The organism is Chryseobacterium salviniae, assembly GCF_035819015.1.
Classification (GTDB): domain Bacteria; phylum Bacteroidota; class Bacteroidia; order Flavobacteriales; family Weeksellaceae; genus Chryseobacterium; species Chryseobacterium salviniae.
In genome coordinates, this window is the sequence record NZ_JAYLAA010000044.1 from 150050 (window position 1) to 168012 (window position 17963).

A 17963-nucleotide genomic window follows, 5' to 3' on the forward strand; every position below is an offset into this window, starting at 1 on the left:
ATTGAATTTGAAACAGTTATCCGTTTTCATCTTCTTCAGAAAACCTCTTTTTTGAGCTGACATTTAAAATAAGATATCCGGAAACAGCTGCAATGAAAGAAGCGATAAGAATGGCAAATTTAGCTTCATTCTGAATTTCAATTTCATGTTTAAATGACAGCAAGGCAATAAAAATCGACATGGTAAATCCGATTCCTGCCAGCAAACCAACACCGATCATTTGCTTCCATGAACTGTTATGTGGCAAAGAACTCAGCTTCAATTTAATGGCTAATAATGAGAACAGGTTAATTCCTAAAAGCTTTCCTAAAATAAGCCCCAGAATAATTCCTAACCCTAAAGTACTCGTTACCCCCGATATCATTTCGTTTGTAAATGTAATATTCGTATTCGTTAAAGCAAATATCGGCATAATTAAAAAACTTACCGGAAAATGAAGCTGGTGTTCAAGCTTTTCCAAAGGTGAAATATCTATATCTGAAACATTTGTAGGAATTGAAAACGCCAGCAAAACTCCTGCGATGGTCGCGTGAATCCCGGAATGATGAAGGAAATACCATAAAAGCAGCCCCGGAATAACATAAAATATAATCTTTGTAACCTTCAGGAAATTCAGTAAAAATAATAAAACCGTTACCCCAAGCGAAAGTAATAAATATATCCAATGAATCTGGTCTGTATAAAATATGGCAATCACCAGAATGGCTCCCAAGTCATCTACGATAGCCAGGGCAGCCAGAAATATTTTAATGGAATTGGGGATCTTGTTTCCCAAAAGCGAAATAATAGCCAGTGAAAAAGCAATATCGGTTGCCATAGGAATTCCCCAGCCGTTGCTGTAGGTTGTTCCGTAATTCAAGATTCCATAAACAACTGCCGGAACAAGCATTCCGCCCATTGCCGCAAAAATAGGAAGCGAAGCATTTTTAAACGATGAAAGCTCTCCTTCAACAAGTTCTCTTTTTATTTCCAGCCCAACCAAAAGGAAGAAAACCGCCATTAGTCCGTCATTAATCCAGATGCTCACGGGATATTTTAAATGAAAAACATCCGTTCCCGTTTTTCTATCCAGAAAACCTTGGAAACTTTCTGCCGCAGATGTGTTGGCAATGATTAAAGATACAGCAACACAGAAAATAAGGATTACTCCTGAAGCCTGATTGCTGCTGAAAAATTTTTTAAAATATTTTGTAAGATTCATATTAAGATTGCAACCTTCTCACCTTTGAAACGCCGTTAATGTCATTAAGTTTTTTAAAGGTTTGCTCAAGCTGGCTTTTATTTTTTACTTCGAGATTGATGGTTCCTGTGAAAACACCGTCGTTGGATTCGATTGACATACTTTTCATATCCATTCCCATCGCACCACTGATTACGGTGGTGATGTCATTGATCATTCCCATCCTGTCGAGCCCTTCAATCTCTATTTTTACTCTGTTTTTGAAACTTTCTTCATTTACCCATTTGGCAGGAATAACCCTGTAGTCGTATTGTGCACGGAGATTAATGGCATTCGGGCAGTTGTCGCTGTGTACCTTTATTCCGTCTGAAATTGTAATAAACCCGAAAATTTTATCTCCCGGAATTACCGTACAGCATTTTGCATAGGTATAGTTAAGCTTCTCTTCGTCTTTACCAAAGACAATCATATCGAGGTTCTGCTCTTTAGGTTCTACAAAAGCAGTATTTTTCGACGGTGATTTCCTGAATCTTGAAAGCAGGTTGTTGAATACGTTTTTGCTTTCAATATATTTTCTCAGGCTGCTTGCATCAAGTTCATTGCTTTGAAATTTAAGAAACAGCTCCTGCGAAGTTTTAAGGTTAAAAAATTTCTGCAGCTTATTTACTTCATCATCATTAAAGTTGATTTTAGCATGGCGAAGCTTTCGTTGAAGAATTTCTTTCCCTTCCTCCGCCAGCTGATTTTTTTGTGAGTTTAAATAACTCTTGATCTTCGATTTGGCTTTCGAGGTTACCACAAATTCCAGCCAGTCGGATTTTGGTTTCTGGTTTTGTGAAGAAATGATGTCGACCTGATCACCGTTCTGTAAAACATACGAAATCGGAACAAGCTTTCCGTTGATTTTTGCACCTAAACATTTCATTCCCAGATCCGAATGTACCGAAAAAGCAAAATCGAGAGCCGTTGCATTGGTTGGGAGAATTTTAATTTCCCCTTTCGGAGTAAAGACAAAAACTTCCTTGGAGTATAGGTTAAGCTTGATATTGTCCAACAGTTCAGAAGTGGTAAGGTTTTGCTGTTGTTCCAGCACTTCACGAATTTCCGTTACCCAGTTTTCAAAATTCCGGTCTTCGGAGCTTTGCTTGTATCCTTCTTTATATTTATAGTGTGCAGCGACCCCTTTTTCTGCAATTTCATCCATTCTTTCAGAACGGATCTGTACTTCGATCCATTTTTTATCAGGTCCTAAAACCGTGAGGTGAAGACTTTCATATCCTGTAGAACGCGGCTGTGTAATCCAGTCACGCATTCTGGAAGGATTGCTGTGATAAACATCTGTTACGATGGAATAAATTTTCCACGCCAGAAATTTTTCGTTTTTGGCATCAGATTTATAAATAATCCGGATGGCGTAATTATCGTAGACTTCTTCAAAGGAAACGCCCTGCTTCAGCATTTTCCTGTAAATAGAAGAAATAGCTTTGGCGCGGCCTTTTATTTTAAAATTGAGCCCCTCTTCATGCAGTTTTTCGGAGACTTCTTTTTTAAATTCTTCAATATAGCGTTCGCGGCTCTCTTTGGCCAGCTCGAGTTTTTCGGTAATTTCCGTGTAAACGTCCGGGTTATTGTATTTTAAAGATAAATCTTCAAGCTCGGATTTGATGTTGTACAATCCTAAACGGTGTGCCAATGGTGCATAAATGTACACGGTTTCGGAGGCTATTTTTTTCTGCTTATCCGGCGCCATGCTTTCCAGCGTACGCATGTTGTGAAGGCGGTCTGCAATTTTAATCAGGATTACCCTGAAATCTTCTGAAAGGGTAAGCAGAAGCTTTCTGTAATTTTCCGACTGAACCGAAATATTCTGATGGTTCATAATAGAGATCTTGGTAAGTCCGTTGACAATATTGGCAATTTTTTCACCAAAAATTTTCTTCAGGTCTTCGTAGGTGTAATCGGAATCTTCCACCACATCGTGGAGTAATGCACAGGCAATAGACGTAGCTCCAAGACCGATTTCCGTAGCTACAATTTTGGCTACGGCAATAGGATGGTATATATACGGTTCACCGGTTTTTCTCCGCTGATCCTTGTGGGCATCCAATGCAATATCAAATGCTTTTCGGATAAGTTTATTGTTTTCCTCATCCAAAGTCCGGTATGTATTAGAAATCAGATCCTTATATCGGGCGAGGATTTCTTTATTTTCTTGTTCTAAATCGTAACTCATTCGTGCTAAAGCCTATATTCACACGAAAATACGAAAATTTTTACACTTTTCAATACAAAAGAATCCGTAGACGGATCTACGGATTCAGGGGAAATTTATTTTTATCATTTGTGTTAAAATTTTACTTCGGAATCCATTCCCATCGTAGAAACTTTAATTCTTACATCCGGGCTTGTATGGATTTCCGCTTTGTTTCTGGCACTGATATAGTTTTTCAGGGTACTGTAATTGGCCTGTTCCAGGCTCATATTCTCGAATAAATAAGTTTTCATCACCGTATTCCGGCTGAAAACATTCATAGCATCATCAATCTGATGTTCTTTAACCGAAACACTTACGATGTATGGAGAGTGGTGATTGTCCTCGTTAAGATAAACAATATATTCTGAATTTTCGAAACCGGAACCTTCAAGATCGGCTTCTAATTTTTTGTAATCGCTGTAAGGTTCAAATAATCCAGCTAAAATATTTGACATAGCAATAGTTTTAATTTGATAATAAATGTACAAATAATTTTTCAAATAAATGAATTATTTTCAATAATTTTTTAATTATATTATTTTATCTATAATTAAATAAATTTCTATTTCCGATATCTATTAATTCATATTAAAATAATCAATACAAAAAGAGCGAAAAAATTCCGCTCTTATACTTTTTCAGACTCTTTCATTTTTTATTTCTTCCACGATTTCGGGATTCAGAAGGGTAGTGATATCGCCGAAATTACTGAAATCACCTTCTGCAATCTTACGTAAAATTCTTCGCATAATTTTTCCTGAACGTGTCTTCGGCAATCCGGAAACAAACTGAATTTTATCCAGTTTAGCAATTGGGCCAATCTGCTCAGAAATAAGCTGATTGATTTCTTTTTTCAGATTTTCCCGTTGTCTGCTTTCCCCGGTTTCTTTCAACACAACATAGCCGTAGAGCGCATTTCCTTTAATATCATGCGGATAGCCTACAATGGCAGATTCTGCAACGGCAGGATGCTGGTTGATACTGTCTTCAATAGGAGCCGTTCCCAGATTGTGCCCGGAAACGATAATCACATCGTCCACCCGTCCCGTAATTCTATAGTACCCAACCTCATCACGGAGTGCGCCGTCACCGGTAAAATATTTGCCCGGAAAAGCAGTGAAATATGTTTCTTTATACCGCTGATGATCTCCCCAGATGGTTCTGGCAATTCCCGGCCACGGAAAACGGATGCAGAGATTCCCGGTCACCTGGTTTCCCATGATTTCATTACGTTTATCGTCCATTAAAACAGGCTGAATTCCCGGGAGTGGTAAGGTGGCGTAAGTAGGTTTGGTAGGTGTTACAAATGGGAGTGGAGAGATCATAATTCCCCCGGTTTCCGTTTGCCACCACGTATCTACAATCGGGCATTTTTTCTTTCCGACATGATCATTGAACCAATGCCATGCTTCTTCATTAATAGGTTCACCCACAGACCCTATTACTTTTAATGTGCTTAAATCATGCTTATCGACCCATTCGACGCTTTCTTTAGCTAAGGAACGGATAGCGGTAGGCGCGGTGTAGAACTGTGTGATTTTATGTTTTTCAATAACTTCCCAGAACCTGTCCGGCTGAGGATATGTTGGAATCCCTTCGAAAATAACGGTGGTTGCTCCGTTTAGCAGCGGACCATAAAGGATGTAGGAGTGTCCCGTAATCCAGCCGATATCGGCAGTACACCAATAGATGTCGTTTTCTTTATAATTAAATACATTTTTAAAAGTATAAGCGGAATAAACCATATATCCGGCACAAGTATGCAGCATTCCTTTTGGTTTCCCGGTAGAACCGGAAGTGTATAAAATGAACAAAGGGTCTTCCGCATCCATAATTATGCTTACAAAATCCGGTGAAGCGCTCTCATACAAATCTGACATCCAGAAATCCCTGTTTTCCTTCATGCTGATTTCATTATGGGTTCTTTTAACGACCAGCACCTTTTCAACGCTTGGTGTTTTTTCAAGCGCTTCGTCTACAATACTTTTTAAGTCCAGAACTTTATTTCCCCTGTAACTACCGTCGGAAGTGATTACCATTTTGGCTTCGCAGTCGTTCACTCTGGAAGCTACGGCAGAAGCAGAAAACCCGGCAAAAATTACGGAATGAACGGCCCCTAATTTTGCACAAGCTAACATTGTGATGGCCAGTTCGGGGATCATCGGAAGGTAAATGCATACTCTGTCTCCTTTTTCAACGCCCATGTCTTTCAATACATTGGCTGTTTTATTAACTCTTTTGTAGAGCTCACTGTAAGAGATGTGCTGAGCTTCTTCTTTAGGATCATTAGGTTCCCAGATGATGGCGGTCTTATCTCCTCTTACGGAAAGATGCCTGTCGAGGCAGTTTTTGGTGATATTTAATTTAGCATTTTTAAACCATGAAATTTTTGCTTCATTCATATCGTATTTTACGACTTTGCTCCATCGCTGATACCACACGAAATTTTCATCGGCGATTTTATCCCAGAATTTTTTAGGATTTTTAATCGATTTTTTATAATCTTCAAAATACTGTGGTAAATCTTCTATCAGGTAATTTCTCATATCCCTCTTTTTTTGAAATTTGAATTCTGTTATATTTTAATAATAATTTTAATTGTTCTTTTCTGCCCTGTACGCCGTGATTGTTTGCTGAATTTCATCAATAATTTTCTCATCATCAATAGTGGACGGAATCTGGAATTCTTTTTTATCTATAAGTGTTCTGATGAGCTTTCGCAAAATTTTTCCGGAACGTGTTTTGGGTAAACGCTTTACGGTCATTACATTTTTCAGGCAGGCAACGGCACCTATTTTCTCGCGAACGTTTTTAACAATCTCTTTTTCGATATTTTCTTCGGAAATTGCTGAGCCGTTCTTTAAAACTACGGTTGCAAAAGGAACCTGGCCCTTCAGTTCATCGTCAATTCCTACCACGGCGCATTCTGCAACATCCGGATGAGCGGAAACAATTTCTTCCATTTCCGAAGTAGAAAGCCTGTGTCCGGCAACATTAATAACATCATCCACTCTTCCGGTGATAAAGATGTAACCGTCTTCATCTTTTATGGCACCGTCTCCGGAAAAATAATAGCCTTTGTATTGTGACAAATAGCTGCTTTGGAAACGCTCGTTATCATTCCATATTCCGAGCAGTGCGCCTGGCGGAAGGGGAAGCTTAATCACGAGATAGCCTTCATGGTGAGCATCCAGTTCGTATCCGTTTTCATCAAAAATGGTAATCTCATAGCCCGGAATCGGTTTTCCGGCGGAAGCTCTTTTGACGGTGTAATGGTCATCGTAAGTCATTAATCCCAGCATCGGCCACCCGGATTCCGTCTGCCACCAGTGGTCAATCGCAGGAACTCTGATGTGTTCGGCATACCAATCGAGCGTGGCAACATCGCATCTTTCACCGGCCAGAAACTGTTTTCTGAAATGGCTCAGATCATATTTTTTTACGAGTTCTCCGTTCGGATCTTCTTTTTTAATGGCTCTGATAGCGGTTGGTGCCGTAAACATCACAGAGACTTTATATTCTGAAATGATTCTCCAGAACGTTCCGGCATCGGGTGTCATAATGGGTTTTCCTTCAAAAATTACCGTTGTATTTCGGTTGATTAAAGGCCCGTAGACGGAAAAACTATGACCAACCGCCCATCCGAAATCAGAGGCTGCCCAATAGGTTTCTCCCGGCTTTACCCCGTAAATATATTTCATGGAAAATTTCAACGCGGTCGCGTAACCACCTGTATCCCGGGTAATTCCTTTTGGTTTTCCGGTGGTTCCGGAGGTGTACAGTAAATACAGCGGATGTGTAGATTCAACCGAAATACATTCTGCCGCTTGGGATTTTTGAATCAATTCTTCATAATCTATCAGTCCGTCGAACATTTCATGCTGATTGTCCGCTAATTTCCTGTTGAAAACGATGATGTTTTCTACTTTATCCTGGGCTAATTCAATGGCTTTTTCCACCAAAGGTAAATACGGGATCCTTTTGGCGATTTCTACTCCCGCTGTGGCGGTAATCAGAGCTTTGGGCTTGCAGTCGTCAATTCTTACGACGAGTTCATTTGGTGCAAAACCTCCAAAAACGACATTGTGAATAACGCCAATCCGCGCGCATGCAAGCATGGCGAAAAGCGTCTGTGGGATCATCGGCATATAAATAACGGCGGTGTCGCCTTTTTTTAGGCCTAAAGAAAGTAATCCTCCCGCCAGTTTTGAAATTTCTTCTCTGGCTTCATGGAAGGTATATTTTCTTTTCTGATTGGTTACGGGTGAATCGTAAATAATGGCAGTTTCATTTCCAAAGCCATCTTCTATATGCTTGTCTATGCATAAATAACACATGTTGAGCTTTCCATCGGTGAACCATTGGGTGTAATGATTCTGATCCTGAGAGATGATCGTTTTCGGGAATTCAAACCAGCTGATTTCCCGAGCCCGCTCTTTCCAGAAATGCTCTTTGTTTTCGATGCTTTGTTTAAATAAATGGTTTGCGTTCATAATTTCGTATGTTTTGGTCTAAAACATGAATGCCACAAGCTCCTTCACAAAAAAATGATTTTGCTTTTTGTGTGATGTCTTAGTGTTTACTTTTGAAACATTTCTTCAATATTTTGTAAGAGTTTCTTTATCGAATAAGGTTTTGTGATATAAGCGTCTGCCCCCATTTCCAATCCTTTTTCAATGTCTTTCGGGTTGTTTTTTGCACTCAGGAAAATGACTTTGGTCTGCTTTAATCTTTCATCTTTTTTAATAAGCTCAAGGGTACTGTATCCATCAAGATTGGGCATCATGATATCCAGCAAAATAACATCCGGAATCATGGTTTTCAAGAATTCCAAAACTTCGGTTCCGTCTCTAGCGATATACACTTCGTAGCCATTTTTCTTAAAGCTGTATTCTAATGACATCAAAATCTTGTGCTCGTCATCTGCAATAATTATTTTCTTCATGTGATAAGTTCATTTTGTTCAACTTCATTTTTATTTTTTTGTTTTGGGGAACCCGAAGGGTTCAATAGCAATAGCCGTAGGTGAAACCTATGGAATACGATTATATAAATCAACCCGTAAGGGTTGAATATTAATTGTATTCCGATTCAATTCCCTGCTCTTCTAATAGCTTTCTAAATTCATCGTCAAAAGTCTTTGTTTTATGATATTCTTTTTGATTTTTTATATAATTTATGAGGGTCTCTTTGTCTTTTAGGGAGTAGGTAAATGCTCCGTATCCTTCCTGCCATCCCTGGAATTCGAGAAATAAGCCTGATTGTTTCATCCATAAATTCGTAGCAACTTTAATATCTTTTACCAGATTACTGAGACTTACATTGGGATGAAGATCACAAAAAATATGGATGTGATCCGGCATTCCATTAATCCTATACAATTTACACTTTTTATTTTTTAGAATACCCCATATGTATTTGTACAGTTCTGATTCATTCTTTTCATCAATTGTTGGTTTTTGATATTTTGTTCCGAAAACAATATGATAAAATATTTGTCGATAGGTTCCCATTTTTACATTTGTGTTTTATTATTCCCATTGTTTTTTACATTTTACTGTTAAATTGAACCCTTCGGGTTCTGCTATGCTTATTCATTCCCATAGGTTTTACCTACGGCTATTGCTATTGAACCCTTCGGGTTCCCCAATCTATCTCTTTAATAATTGCCATGAGGCAGAGTAACCGTAAAAGTGACGCCCAGTCCGCTGTTTTCGGCTTTTATGGTTCCGCCTTGAGCTTCTGCGATTTTCTTGCAAATGGCCAATCCAAGCCCGCTTCCTGTGGGTTTTAAAATATTCTGGTTTTTTGACTGGTAAAATTTATCAAATATCATTTCCAGGTCTTCTTCAGGAATATGTTTTCCGGTGTTGAAGATTTTAATAATCAGATCGTTGTCCTTTTCTGATAGTTTAGTCTGAATCGTTCCCTGCTCCTCCGTAAATTTTAAAGCATTTCCCAAAATATTCTGAAAAAGCTGTATCATCCTTGCTTCGTCATATTCAAATACAAACTGATTTATAAGATTTACTTCACTCAAATGGATTTTTTTGTTTTGAATGAGATGCAGAAGCGGATTCAATGCCTTTTTATAGGTTTCTAAAATGTTATTTTTACCCATGTGCAACGCTATGTCTCCGTGTTCCAGCTTATCAAGATACAGAATATCATTGATGATCTCACTCAATCTATCGGATTCTGTGATGATATTATTTAAAAATTCCTTTTTTATTTCTGATGGAATGTCATCGTCATCTGCCAAAATTTCGCCTGCGGAACGGATTGCAGTAATCGGAGTTCGTAATTCATGGGCAACAGAGTCGAGGAAATCATCCTTCTGACGGTCTTTAATGATAAGGTTTTCGTTGGCATTTTTGAGATCAGCTGATAATTTTTGCAGCTCTTCAGATTGTTCGGTTAACTTTTTATTCAGTGAGATATTTTCTTTGGATTCTTCTAAAATATTTAACACCTCTTTTAAAGAAATTTTATCCTCTTTGGTTACGCCTTCTATTAAGATTTTTGCGGAAGCTGTACCTATTCTTCCGGCCAGCAAATTTTCGGAAAATTTAATAAATCGGGAATCTGCTGTTTCCGTTTGGAAATCAATGTTATATTTTAAGTTGAAAATCCTGAGAGCCTGTTCTGTTTTAGCCTTACCTAAAAATCTTTCCAGAATATTTTTAATATCTGAAACATATGCTTTTCCGCGCCAGATGAATGCATTTTCGTGATTCTGAATGTATTTGTCGATATCCACATACAGTTCGGCAAAATTTCTTTCGCGGTAATTTCCTTTAATGCTTACCGAAATTATAGCAAAAAGACCTGTATTAACCAATAAAGACCAAAAGAAAACCTGCGGAATTCTGTCAAGATAGGGAATGGTGAAAAAATCAAATACGTTGTACATATCTCTTAACACACCTTTGAATTCCTGGTTGTAAGAAAAATAATATTGGGGAATAATCAATCCGAAATAGCAGATAATTAAGCCTGCAATCAATCCTGCAACAGCACCTTTATAACTTCCTCTCCTCCAGAAAATCGCCCCGAAAAATGCAGGAGCAAGCTGTGCGATTATGACAAATGAAATCAATCCCACTGAATCCAGTGAAGTTTTCAGGATGAAATATTTATAAAAGGCAAACGCCATGATAATCAGGGCAAAAATGCTGAATTTCCTGATATTGGTAATGTTTCGTGTATTCTGAATTTCATTTTCTGATTTAAATTTACCCAGCAATCCGTAAGGAATAATAAGGTTGTTGGAAAGCATGATGGACAAGGTAATCGCAGAAATAATAATCATTGAAATGCAAGAGCTTAAGCCTCCCAGGAAAACCAAAACCGTGATCAGCGTATTGTCAAAATATTGCGGAATCAAAATGGAATAAAACTCAGGGTTAACATTTTGCCCGTCAAAAATTAACCTTCCGCCCCATGCAATCGGGAAAATAAACAATGTGAAAATCAACAGATATAAAGGGAAAAACCAGATGGCCGTTTTAATATGTTTTTCCTTCCTGTTCTCTACAATTGCTGTGTGAAACTGCCTCGGAAGGATGCAGATGGCTGTTCCTGAAATCATGCACAAAATCATCCAGTTCATAGCACCTTCAATACCGTTGAAGGTATTTTTAGATTTAAAATCTTTAAACTGACTTGCTTTTGTGTAAATGTCCGAAACTCCGTCGAACACAAAATAAATCACGAAAAGCCCCAGGATAATAATAAAGAAAAGTTTCAGGAAACTTTCAAGGGCAATCGCTGAAATAATTCCCAGTCTTTTTTCTGAAGCATCTACATATCTCGTTCCGTAATAAGATGAAAATAAGGCAATAAGCACCACCACGAAAGTTGCGCTGTCCGTAAGAATATTTTCAGACATGGCCGTTTCCGTAACCAGGTGAAAAGTCTCGGAAATCGCTTTAATCTGCAATCCGATATAAGGAATAATTGCCAGAAGGCATACAATGGTAATAATTGCGCTAAAACTTCTGCTGTTCCCGTACCTCAGGGAAATAAAATCGGCAAGGCTGCTTATCTTATTTACTCTTGAAATCCTTACAATTCGGGTATTGATATAAATCCATGCCGGAATTATGGTAATAGGACCAATGTAAATCGGAAGGTAATTAAGTCCGCTTGTTGCCGCAACACCTATACTGCCGTAGTAAGTCCAGGCTGTACAGTAAACAGCAAGGGAAAGCGCATAGATGTAAGGATTATCAATCCAAAGCTTGCTCCTTTTTTTTTCCGCCAGATGAGCGACTAAAAACAAAAGCGCCAGGTAAAATAAAACGACAGCGAATAAAGCGAAACTACTCATCATATTTTTTTATGATTACAAAAGAAATAATGATGGAAATCAGCCACAATGCAAAAATGTAAATCAGGATCATCGGGTAGCCCAGCAACTTGCGTTCACTGTTGAAAAGGAGTGAAATTGGAATACTGAAAGCAATCATTAATCCGATGCTCAGGATGATTAATTTTTGCTCGTGCCTTTTTTTCATGATTGATAATTAATGATTTACAATAAACTTAAAATCCTGTGGCTTATCTCTTTTGTGTTTAAATAAATGATAATTAATTCTTTAACATAAATATATATCATTTATTCTTTATCGTCAGAATATTCTCCCGTAAGCGAATAGTACCCGAAAATGGCCATTCCGCCTGAAATAATCGGCATAAGTACAAAGAGGATAATAATCCCGAAAACCAGATCTTCCTGTTTTCCCGAAGTGATTTTAGGGACTCCCATAACGGTGATTCCGAAATAGCCTACTGTAAGGGCAATTGCAATCCAGAGTATGCCTAATATTTTTTTGATTCCGTTCATTTTAGTTGTTTTAAAATTAATAAAAAAATGATATCATTTAAGGTTTAATCATGAATATTATTGTTCTTATTTTTTAGATAAAATAATCCGATAAGTAAACAAACTCCCGCAACACCTATTGGATACCAGAGTCCTTCCAGATACCATGATGCACGTCCGGCTTCTTTTCCGGTGGTTACAAGATAGGTCGCAACAGCCGGAAGCAATCCGCCAAAAACGCCGTTTCCAATATGATAAGGCAGAGACATCGAAGTATACCGAATTCTCACCGGAAACATTTCAACTAAAAATGCGGCAATTGGACCATAGACCATCGTTACGAAAATCACCTGTATGAAAACCATAAAAACAAGATACCATTTTGTATGGTCTGCTAGCTTTATCGTTTGGCTAACTTTTGGCTCTTCTGCTTTTCCGTCTTTCATAACAGGGCCGTTGGCAGACCAGTGAACAATGCTGTCTTTTTTCACCAAAGTTCCATCTGTAAAAAGTGTTTCTTTGTGGAAGGTAATTAAGCTGTCTTCAGCAATTTTATCGTGAATTTTTACCATTCTTTTTTCTGAAATTCCGTTTGCGGCAATTGTTTTATTTTCAAGATTTACGCTTTTAAACATACTGTCATAGATAGGTCTGTAGGCTAAAATCGCGATCAACATTCCTGTCATCATTACGGCTTTTCTTCCGATTTTGTCGGAAAGCCATCCGAAGAATACAAAAAACGGTGTTCCCAGAAACAATGCGGTTGCCATTAAAGAATCTACCTGTGCAGATTCTACATTCATTACTTTCTGGAGGAAGCTCATGGCATAGAATTGCCCTGTGTACCAGATCACTCCCTGTCCCATTGCAGCTCCAAACAATGCCAGTAAAACAAATTTGAAATTGTATTTATTTCCAAAGCTCTCTTTCAAAGGATTTTTTGAAGTTTTACCCTCGCTTTTAGCTTTTGCAAACAGCGGAGACTCTTTCATATTTCTTCGGATGATATAAGAAACACCGACCATTAAAATTGATATCCAGAAAGGGATTCTCCAGCCCCAACCATCAAATTCTTCGGCGGAAAGGGAGGTTTTCGTTACTAAAATAACAATCAGGGAAATAAAAAGGCCTGCCGTTGCCGTTGTCTGGATCCATGAAGTCCAGTAGCCGCGTCTTCCGGGTTGTGCATATTCTGCAACATAAGTTGCTGCTCCTCCGTATTCACCACCCAGAGCCAGCCCTTGTAATAATCTTAAAATTAAAACTAAAACTGGTGCTAAAAACCCAATGGTTTCATAACTTGGAATACATCCGATAAGGAAGGTTGAAAATCCCATGATTAACAACGTTACCAGGAACGTATATTTTCTGCCGATAAGATCTCCGAGCCGTCCGAAAAATAAGGCCCCGAAAGGTCTTACCACAAATCCTGCTGCAAAAGTTGCCAGCGTAGACAAAAATGCAGCGGTAGGATTATCTGCAGGGAAAAATTTCGTAGCCAAAACTACAGCAAGACTGCCGAAAATATAGAAGTCGTACCATTCTATAAGGGTTCCGAGTGATGAGGCTGTAATCACACTCCAGATGGTACGGTTCTTTTGCCTTTCGGTCATATTCTCGTAACTGATATTATTATTTTCGCTCATATACATTAATTTTTTGAGTTAATTTAAATTGATATTGAGTTTATATTAACGCTAAGAATTTTGCTTAAAAAATTTGTCAAAGTCTGCACTTTTAAAGCATCATCTTTATGTTTAAATTTTAACAAGACCTACAGATAGATCTGGAACTGTATAATAAATTCTCCTTTTGAAGTCGGGCTTTCCGTCGGGCTTGTATACACCGGCCTCGTTGAATATTGTGTTGTAATTTTTGCATGATGGCCATCAATAAACCAATTGGCACCAACATCAAATTGAGACGAAGATTGGTCAAAAGCTTCAAAGTTCTTGTGCGTATACGCTGCAAAAGGCTGAATCCTGATTTTCGGTTTTTCAGCCTGGCTTGGGAGTAGTAATCCTGCCTGAGCGTAGATAATATTACCGGTTCCAATGGTTGGCTGAAGATTTCCGGGTCCGGCAATCGCTCTGTTTCCAACAAAATTCGGATCGGAAGCGGCGATGTTCATTATCCCGATATTCCTGATGTAATTCGGGCCAAACTGATAATTGTAATAGCCTGCATAGGCAGAAACCGCCATTTTGTTTTTGGCATTTCCTAGGGGGATATCTGCAAAAGCATCTACAGCAACCAGTGTGATGTCGTGTTTTTCAATATTGGAATTAACGGAAGTTCTTGTCCCGTCTTTTTGATGATAAAAACCGGCCCCAAGGTTGAAAACTTTTTTAGTTCCCAAATAAGAGCCAACTTTAAAAGGTAAAAGGTTGGATTCTTCATCCAGAAATTGATATTCAACATAACCCGCTTTTGAAAAGTTGGGATTTCCGTTGTTGTCTACTGCAACGGCTTTTGCAGGGTCTGTAACATTGGCAGGAACCAGGTCGGTTGCAAAAGGTTTATTTAAACTGAAACGGTATTCAAGCTTACCGTATTTTCCTTTGGCAAACATCCCGAGCTGTCTCGCAAACTGGTCGGAATTATCAATTAATGGCCAGGAGAAGATAGGGGAATCTACGGTAAGAAAATTCAATGTCGAGCCCATTGTCATCCGCGAAAGCCCCATATAATAATGCAAGCCGGCACCTAAAGATAAGCTGAATTTTCCGGCTTCTCCGGGTAGAACAACTGCATATTCATTCCAGGCATCATGAAAAAACAATTGTGGCTTTTTGCCGTTTCCGTAACCTCCGGTTCCGGAAGTTGCCGGAGCTCCGCCGTTGATAAAAGTCTGATTATTGATTCCAAAATGGGCTAAAATCATATATCGCTTTGAAATCTGGGCGTACGCTAAAGCACGCAGCCTCCTGTTTCCCAGGCTCCATGAATTGTCGGTAGCTTCACCGCCGACCATGCTTCCCGGGTTCACATCGGTATTTCGTACCCAAAACTGGTCCCATAAAATAAATCTGATATGTTTATCACCTTGCTGGTTGAGATTTATTTTTAATCCGTTTCCGTAATCAGGCGAACCTTGCGAATATAACGAATTGTTAATTAAAGCAAATCCAATGATAATAAGAATTTTCTTCATAAATTATTAATTTTTGGCGTTGTTTTTTGTGAAAGCCAAATTGTAATTAAAAATTTATTTATGAAAATTTAATATATATATATGGTAATAATATAGATAAAAGTTTAAAATGTAATGCCTGAGATATTATTTCTTAAATCGCTCCCATTTAATAAGCATATATTTATCAGCAAATTGGGTGATAATCAATCCCGAATTTTTGATATTTTCTTCCTTGCTCATATAATCAATCAACTCATTCTGTTTTAATATTTTATATACCGGATGGAATTCAGAATGCGGAGGTCTTGTGATATTGTATTTCTTAATCCACGAGCTGATGGTTACGTGAGAAACACCGATAATTCTTTCAATTTCCCGGAAGCTCAAACCTTCCAGATAAAGCTGTAAAGCTTTAGTCACGTAATAATCATCTATTTGTTTTCCCAGCTTCTTTACGGTAAAATAATAGTTGCAGTCTTTGCACAGGAAACGCTGCTTATTATTGATTATGCCGCTTTTAACAACCTTATTGCCATTGCATTTCGGACAGTTGTTTTCCATAACTATATCTTTTTAGCAAATATATAATAATTTAGCAAAATATTAATTCTATTTAAAGATAAAATTACCTGAATATTAAATTTAATCAATAAAATTATCTTTTTTATTTGGCTATTATAGAAATTATATTTTAAATTTGCCGAAAATTTTAGATAAATAAAATGGAAATAGAAATTTCCTCATCCGTACATTTGATGTATGTGAGTGAAATACAGCAGGAAATGTATGATTCTGCACAGCGCAGAGGAACGGGTATTGCAAAACGCTCTGTAGAATATCTCAGTAAAAAAATTACTGAAGGTAATGCTGTGGTAGCGACTGATAAAGGAAAATGGGTGGGGTTCTGTTATATAGAAACCTGGTCTCACGGACAGTTTGTAGCCAATTCCGGACTCATCGTTTCTCCGGATTACAGACACTTGGGTGTAGCAACCTTAATTAAAGATAAAGTTTTCGCTCTATCCCGGAATAAGTATCCGAGTGCTAAAATTTTCGGATTAACCACCGGTCTGGCTGTTATGAAAATTAACAGTGATCTCGGTTACAAACCCGTTATTTATTCTGAACTCACTCAGGATGAAGAATTCTGGAATGGCTGTAAAAGCTGTGTCAATTACGATATTTTAATGATGAAAGAACGGAAAAACTGTCTCTGCACAGCCATGCTTTTCGTTCCTGAAAATATAAAAATCAATACAATAATGAACAAGAAAGTAGTTTTAGCATTTAGCGGAGGTCTTGATACCTCTTACTGTGCCAAGTATCTCAGTGAAACATTGGGATATGACGTATATGCAGTTACTGTAAACACAGGAGGTTTTTCTAAAAAAGAGGAAAGTGAACTGGAGAAAAAAGCCCTGAATCTTGGGGTGAAAAAATACAGGTGTGCAGATGCTAAAGAAGACTATTATAATTCTTGTGTAAAATATCTCATCTTTGGAAATGTCCTTAAAAATAACACTTATCCATTATCTGTAAGTGCAGAGCGAACCATTCAGGCGCAGGAAATTGCAAAATATGCCTTGGAAATCGGAGCAGATGCCATTGCTCATGGAAGCACAGGAGCAGGAAACGACCAGGTTCGTTTTGATCTGATTTTCCACGTGATGTGTCCGGATGTTGAGATCATTACGCCAATCCGGGATATGGCCTTGTCGCGTGAAGAAGAAATTGAATTCCTGAAAAACAACGGATATGAAATGGAATTTCACAAAGCACAATATTCCATTAATAAAGGACTTTGGGGAACTTCTGTAGGTGGGAAAGAAACGTTAACTTCCAGAAACTGCCTTCCAGAAGAAGCTTTTCCTTCGCAGATTAAAGAAACCAATCCTTCTGAATTGGAAATTGAGTTTAAAAACGGGGAAGTTGTAGCAGTAAACGGTGAAAATTTTAAACATCCGGTGTATGCTATCCAGAAAATTGAAGAATTAGCTTCCGCTTACGGAATTGGTCGCGATATTCATGTTGGAGATACGATTGTCGGAATCAAAGGAAGAGTAGGGTTTGAAGCGGCAGCTGCATCAGTCATTATCAAAGCGCATCATTTATTGGAAAAACATACGCTTTCAAAATACCAGCAAATGATGAAGTCCCAGTTATCCGACTGGTACGGAAACTGGCTTCACGAAGCCCTTTTCTTAGATCCTGTCATGAGAAATATCGAGTCTTTCCTGGTTGATTCCCAGAAGACAGTTAGCGGAAAAGTATTTATAACCCTTCATCCTTATAGATTTATCTTAAACGGAATTGAATCTGAACACGATTTAATGTCCGATAAATTCGGTAGCTATGGCGAAGCGAACAGAGCATGGACAGGCGAAGATGTGAAAGGCTACACAAAAATCGTAAGCAATTCTTTAAATATATATCATCAGATTAATAAATAAAATTTGGGCAGCTTTATCCGCCTTCCGTTCCCGCTTTTTTGCTCGTCGTGCCTCCTCACAAAAAGAGCTCCACTCAAGTCGGGCTGCGTGCAATTCGCCGCAATAACAGCAGTCCT

The 17963-nt window shown here is 38.2% G+C and carries 14 protein-coding genes; 1 reads left to right on the plus strand and 13 read right to left on the minus strand.

The window, feature by feature from the left end; all coding sequences use genetic code 11:
• Positions 1-16: 16 nt before the first annotated feature.
• The 13 genes from nhaA to SOP96_RS14290 form a co-directional block, all read right to left on the minus strand.
• Positions 17-1201, minus strand: coding sequence for a Na+/H+ antiporter NhaA (gene nhaA / locus SOP96_RS14230; protein ID WP_326321595.1), 1185 nt, complete (start codon positions 1199-1201; stop codon positions 17-19).
• Position 1202: 1 nt separating this feature from the next.
• Entirely contained in the window at positions 1203-3413 is a 2211-nt protein-coding gene (locus tag SOP96_RS14235) for a RelA/SpoT family protein (protein WP_326321596.1), read from the minus strand.
• Between the two features lie 113 nt (positions 3414-3526).
• Entirely contained in the window at positions 3527-3889 is a 363-nt protein-coding gene (locus SOP96_RS14240) for a hypothetical protein (protein ID WP_326321597.1), read from the minus strand.
• A gap of 183 nt (positions 3890-4072) precedes the next feature.
• Positions 4073-6013 (minus strand): acetate--CoA ligase, encoded by a 1941-nt coding sequence (gene acs / locus SOP96_RS14245; protein WP_326321623.1) that lies wholly within the window; start codon positions 6011-6013, stop codon positions 4073-4075.
• A 15-nt stretch (positions 6014-6028) separates the two neighbouring features.
• On the minus strand, positions 6029-7927 hold the full coding sequence (locus SOP96_RS14250) for an AMP-binding protein (RefSeq protein WP_326321598.1): 1899 nt from the start codon (positions 7925-7927) through the stop codon (positions 6029-6031).
• An 86-nt stretch (positions 7928-8013) separates the two neighbouring features.
• A complete protein-coding gene (locus SOP96_RS14255) occupies positions 8014-8379 on the minus strand; it encodes a response regulator transcription factor (protein ID WP_326321599.1) in 366 nt (121 codons plus the stop codon).
• 130 nt (positions 8380-8509) lie between these two features.
• Positions 8510-8947: an IS200/IS605 family transposase gene (gene tnpA / locus SOP96_RS14260; protein ID WP_326321600.1), complete on the minus strand. Its 438-nt coding sequence runs from the start codon at positions 8945-8947 to the stop codon at positions 8510-8512.
• Between the two features lie 146 nt (positions 8948-9093).
• Positions 9094-11766, minus strand: coding sequence for an ATP-binding protein (locus SOP96_RS14265; RefSeq protein ID WP_326321624.1), 2673 nt, complete (start codon positions 11764-11766; stop codon positions 9094-9096).
• On the minus strand, positions 11759-11953 hold the full coding sequence (locus SOP96_RS14270) for a hypothetical protein (RefSeq protein ID WP_326321601.1): 195 nt from the start codon (positions 11951-11953) through the stop codon (positions 11759-11761). Before SOP96_RS14270 ends, SOP96_RS14265 begins: the two co-directional genes overlap by 8 nt.
• A 101-nt stretch (positions 11954-12054) precedes the next feature.
• The gene (locus SOP96_RS14275; RefSeq protein ID WP_326321602.1) at positions 12055-12282 is read right to left on the minus strand and encodes a DUF6814 family protein; all 228 of its coding nucleotides are present in this window, start codon (positions 12280-12282) and stop codon (positions 12055-12057) included.
• A gap of 44 nt (positions 12283-12326) precedes the next feature.
• A complete protein-coding gene (locus SOP96_RS14280; protein WP_326321603.1) occupies positions 12327-13907 on the minus strand; it encodes an MFS transporter in 1581 nt (526 codons plus the stop codon).
• Between the two features lie 128 nt (positions 13908-14035).
• Positions 14036-15415, minus strand: coding sequence for a porin (locus SOP96_RS14285; RefSeq protein ID WP_326321604.1), 1380 nt, complete (start codon positions 15413-15415; stop codon positions 14036-14038).
• Positions 15416-15541: 126 nt separating this feature from the next.
• Entirely contained in the window at positions 15542-15958 is a 417-nt protein-coding gene (locus SOP96_RS14290; RefSeq protein WP_326321605.1) for an IS1/IS1595 family N-terminal zinc-binding domain-containing protein, read from the minus strand.
• Between the two features lie 161 nt (positions 15959-16119).
• On the opposite strand from SOP96_RS14290, the gene SOP96_RS14295 reads away from it, so the two are divergent.
• The gene (locus tag SOP96_RS14295; protein ID WP_326321606.1) at positions 16120-17847 is read left to right on the plus strand and encodes a GNAT family N-acetyltransferase; all 1728 of its coding nucleotides are present in this window, start codon (positions 16120-16122) and stop codon (positions 17845-17847) included.
• Positions 17848-17963 lie beyond the last annotated feature (116 nt).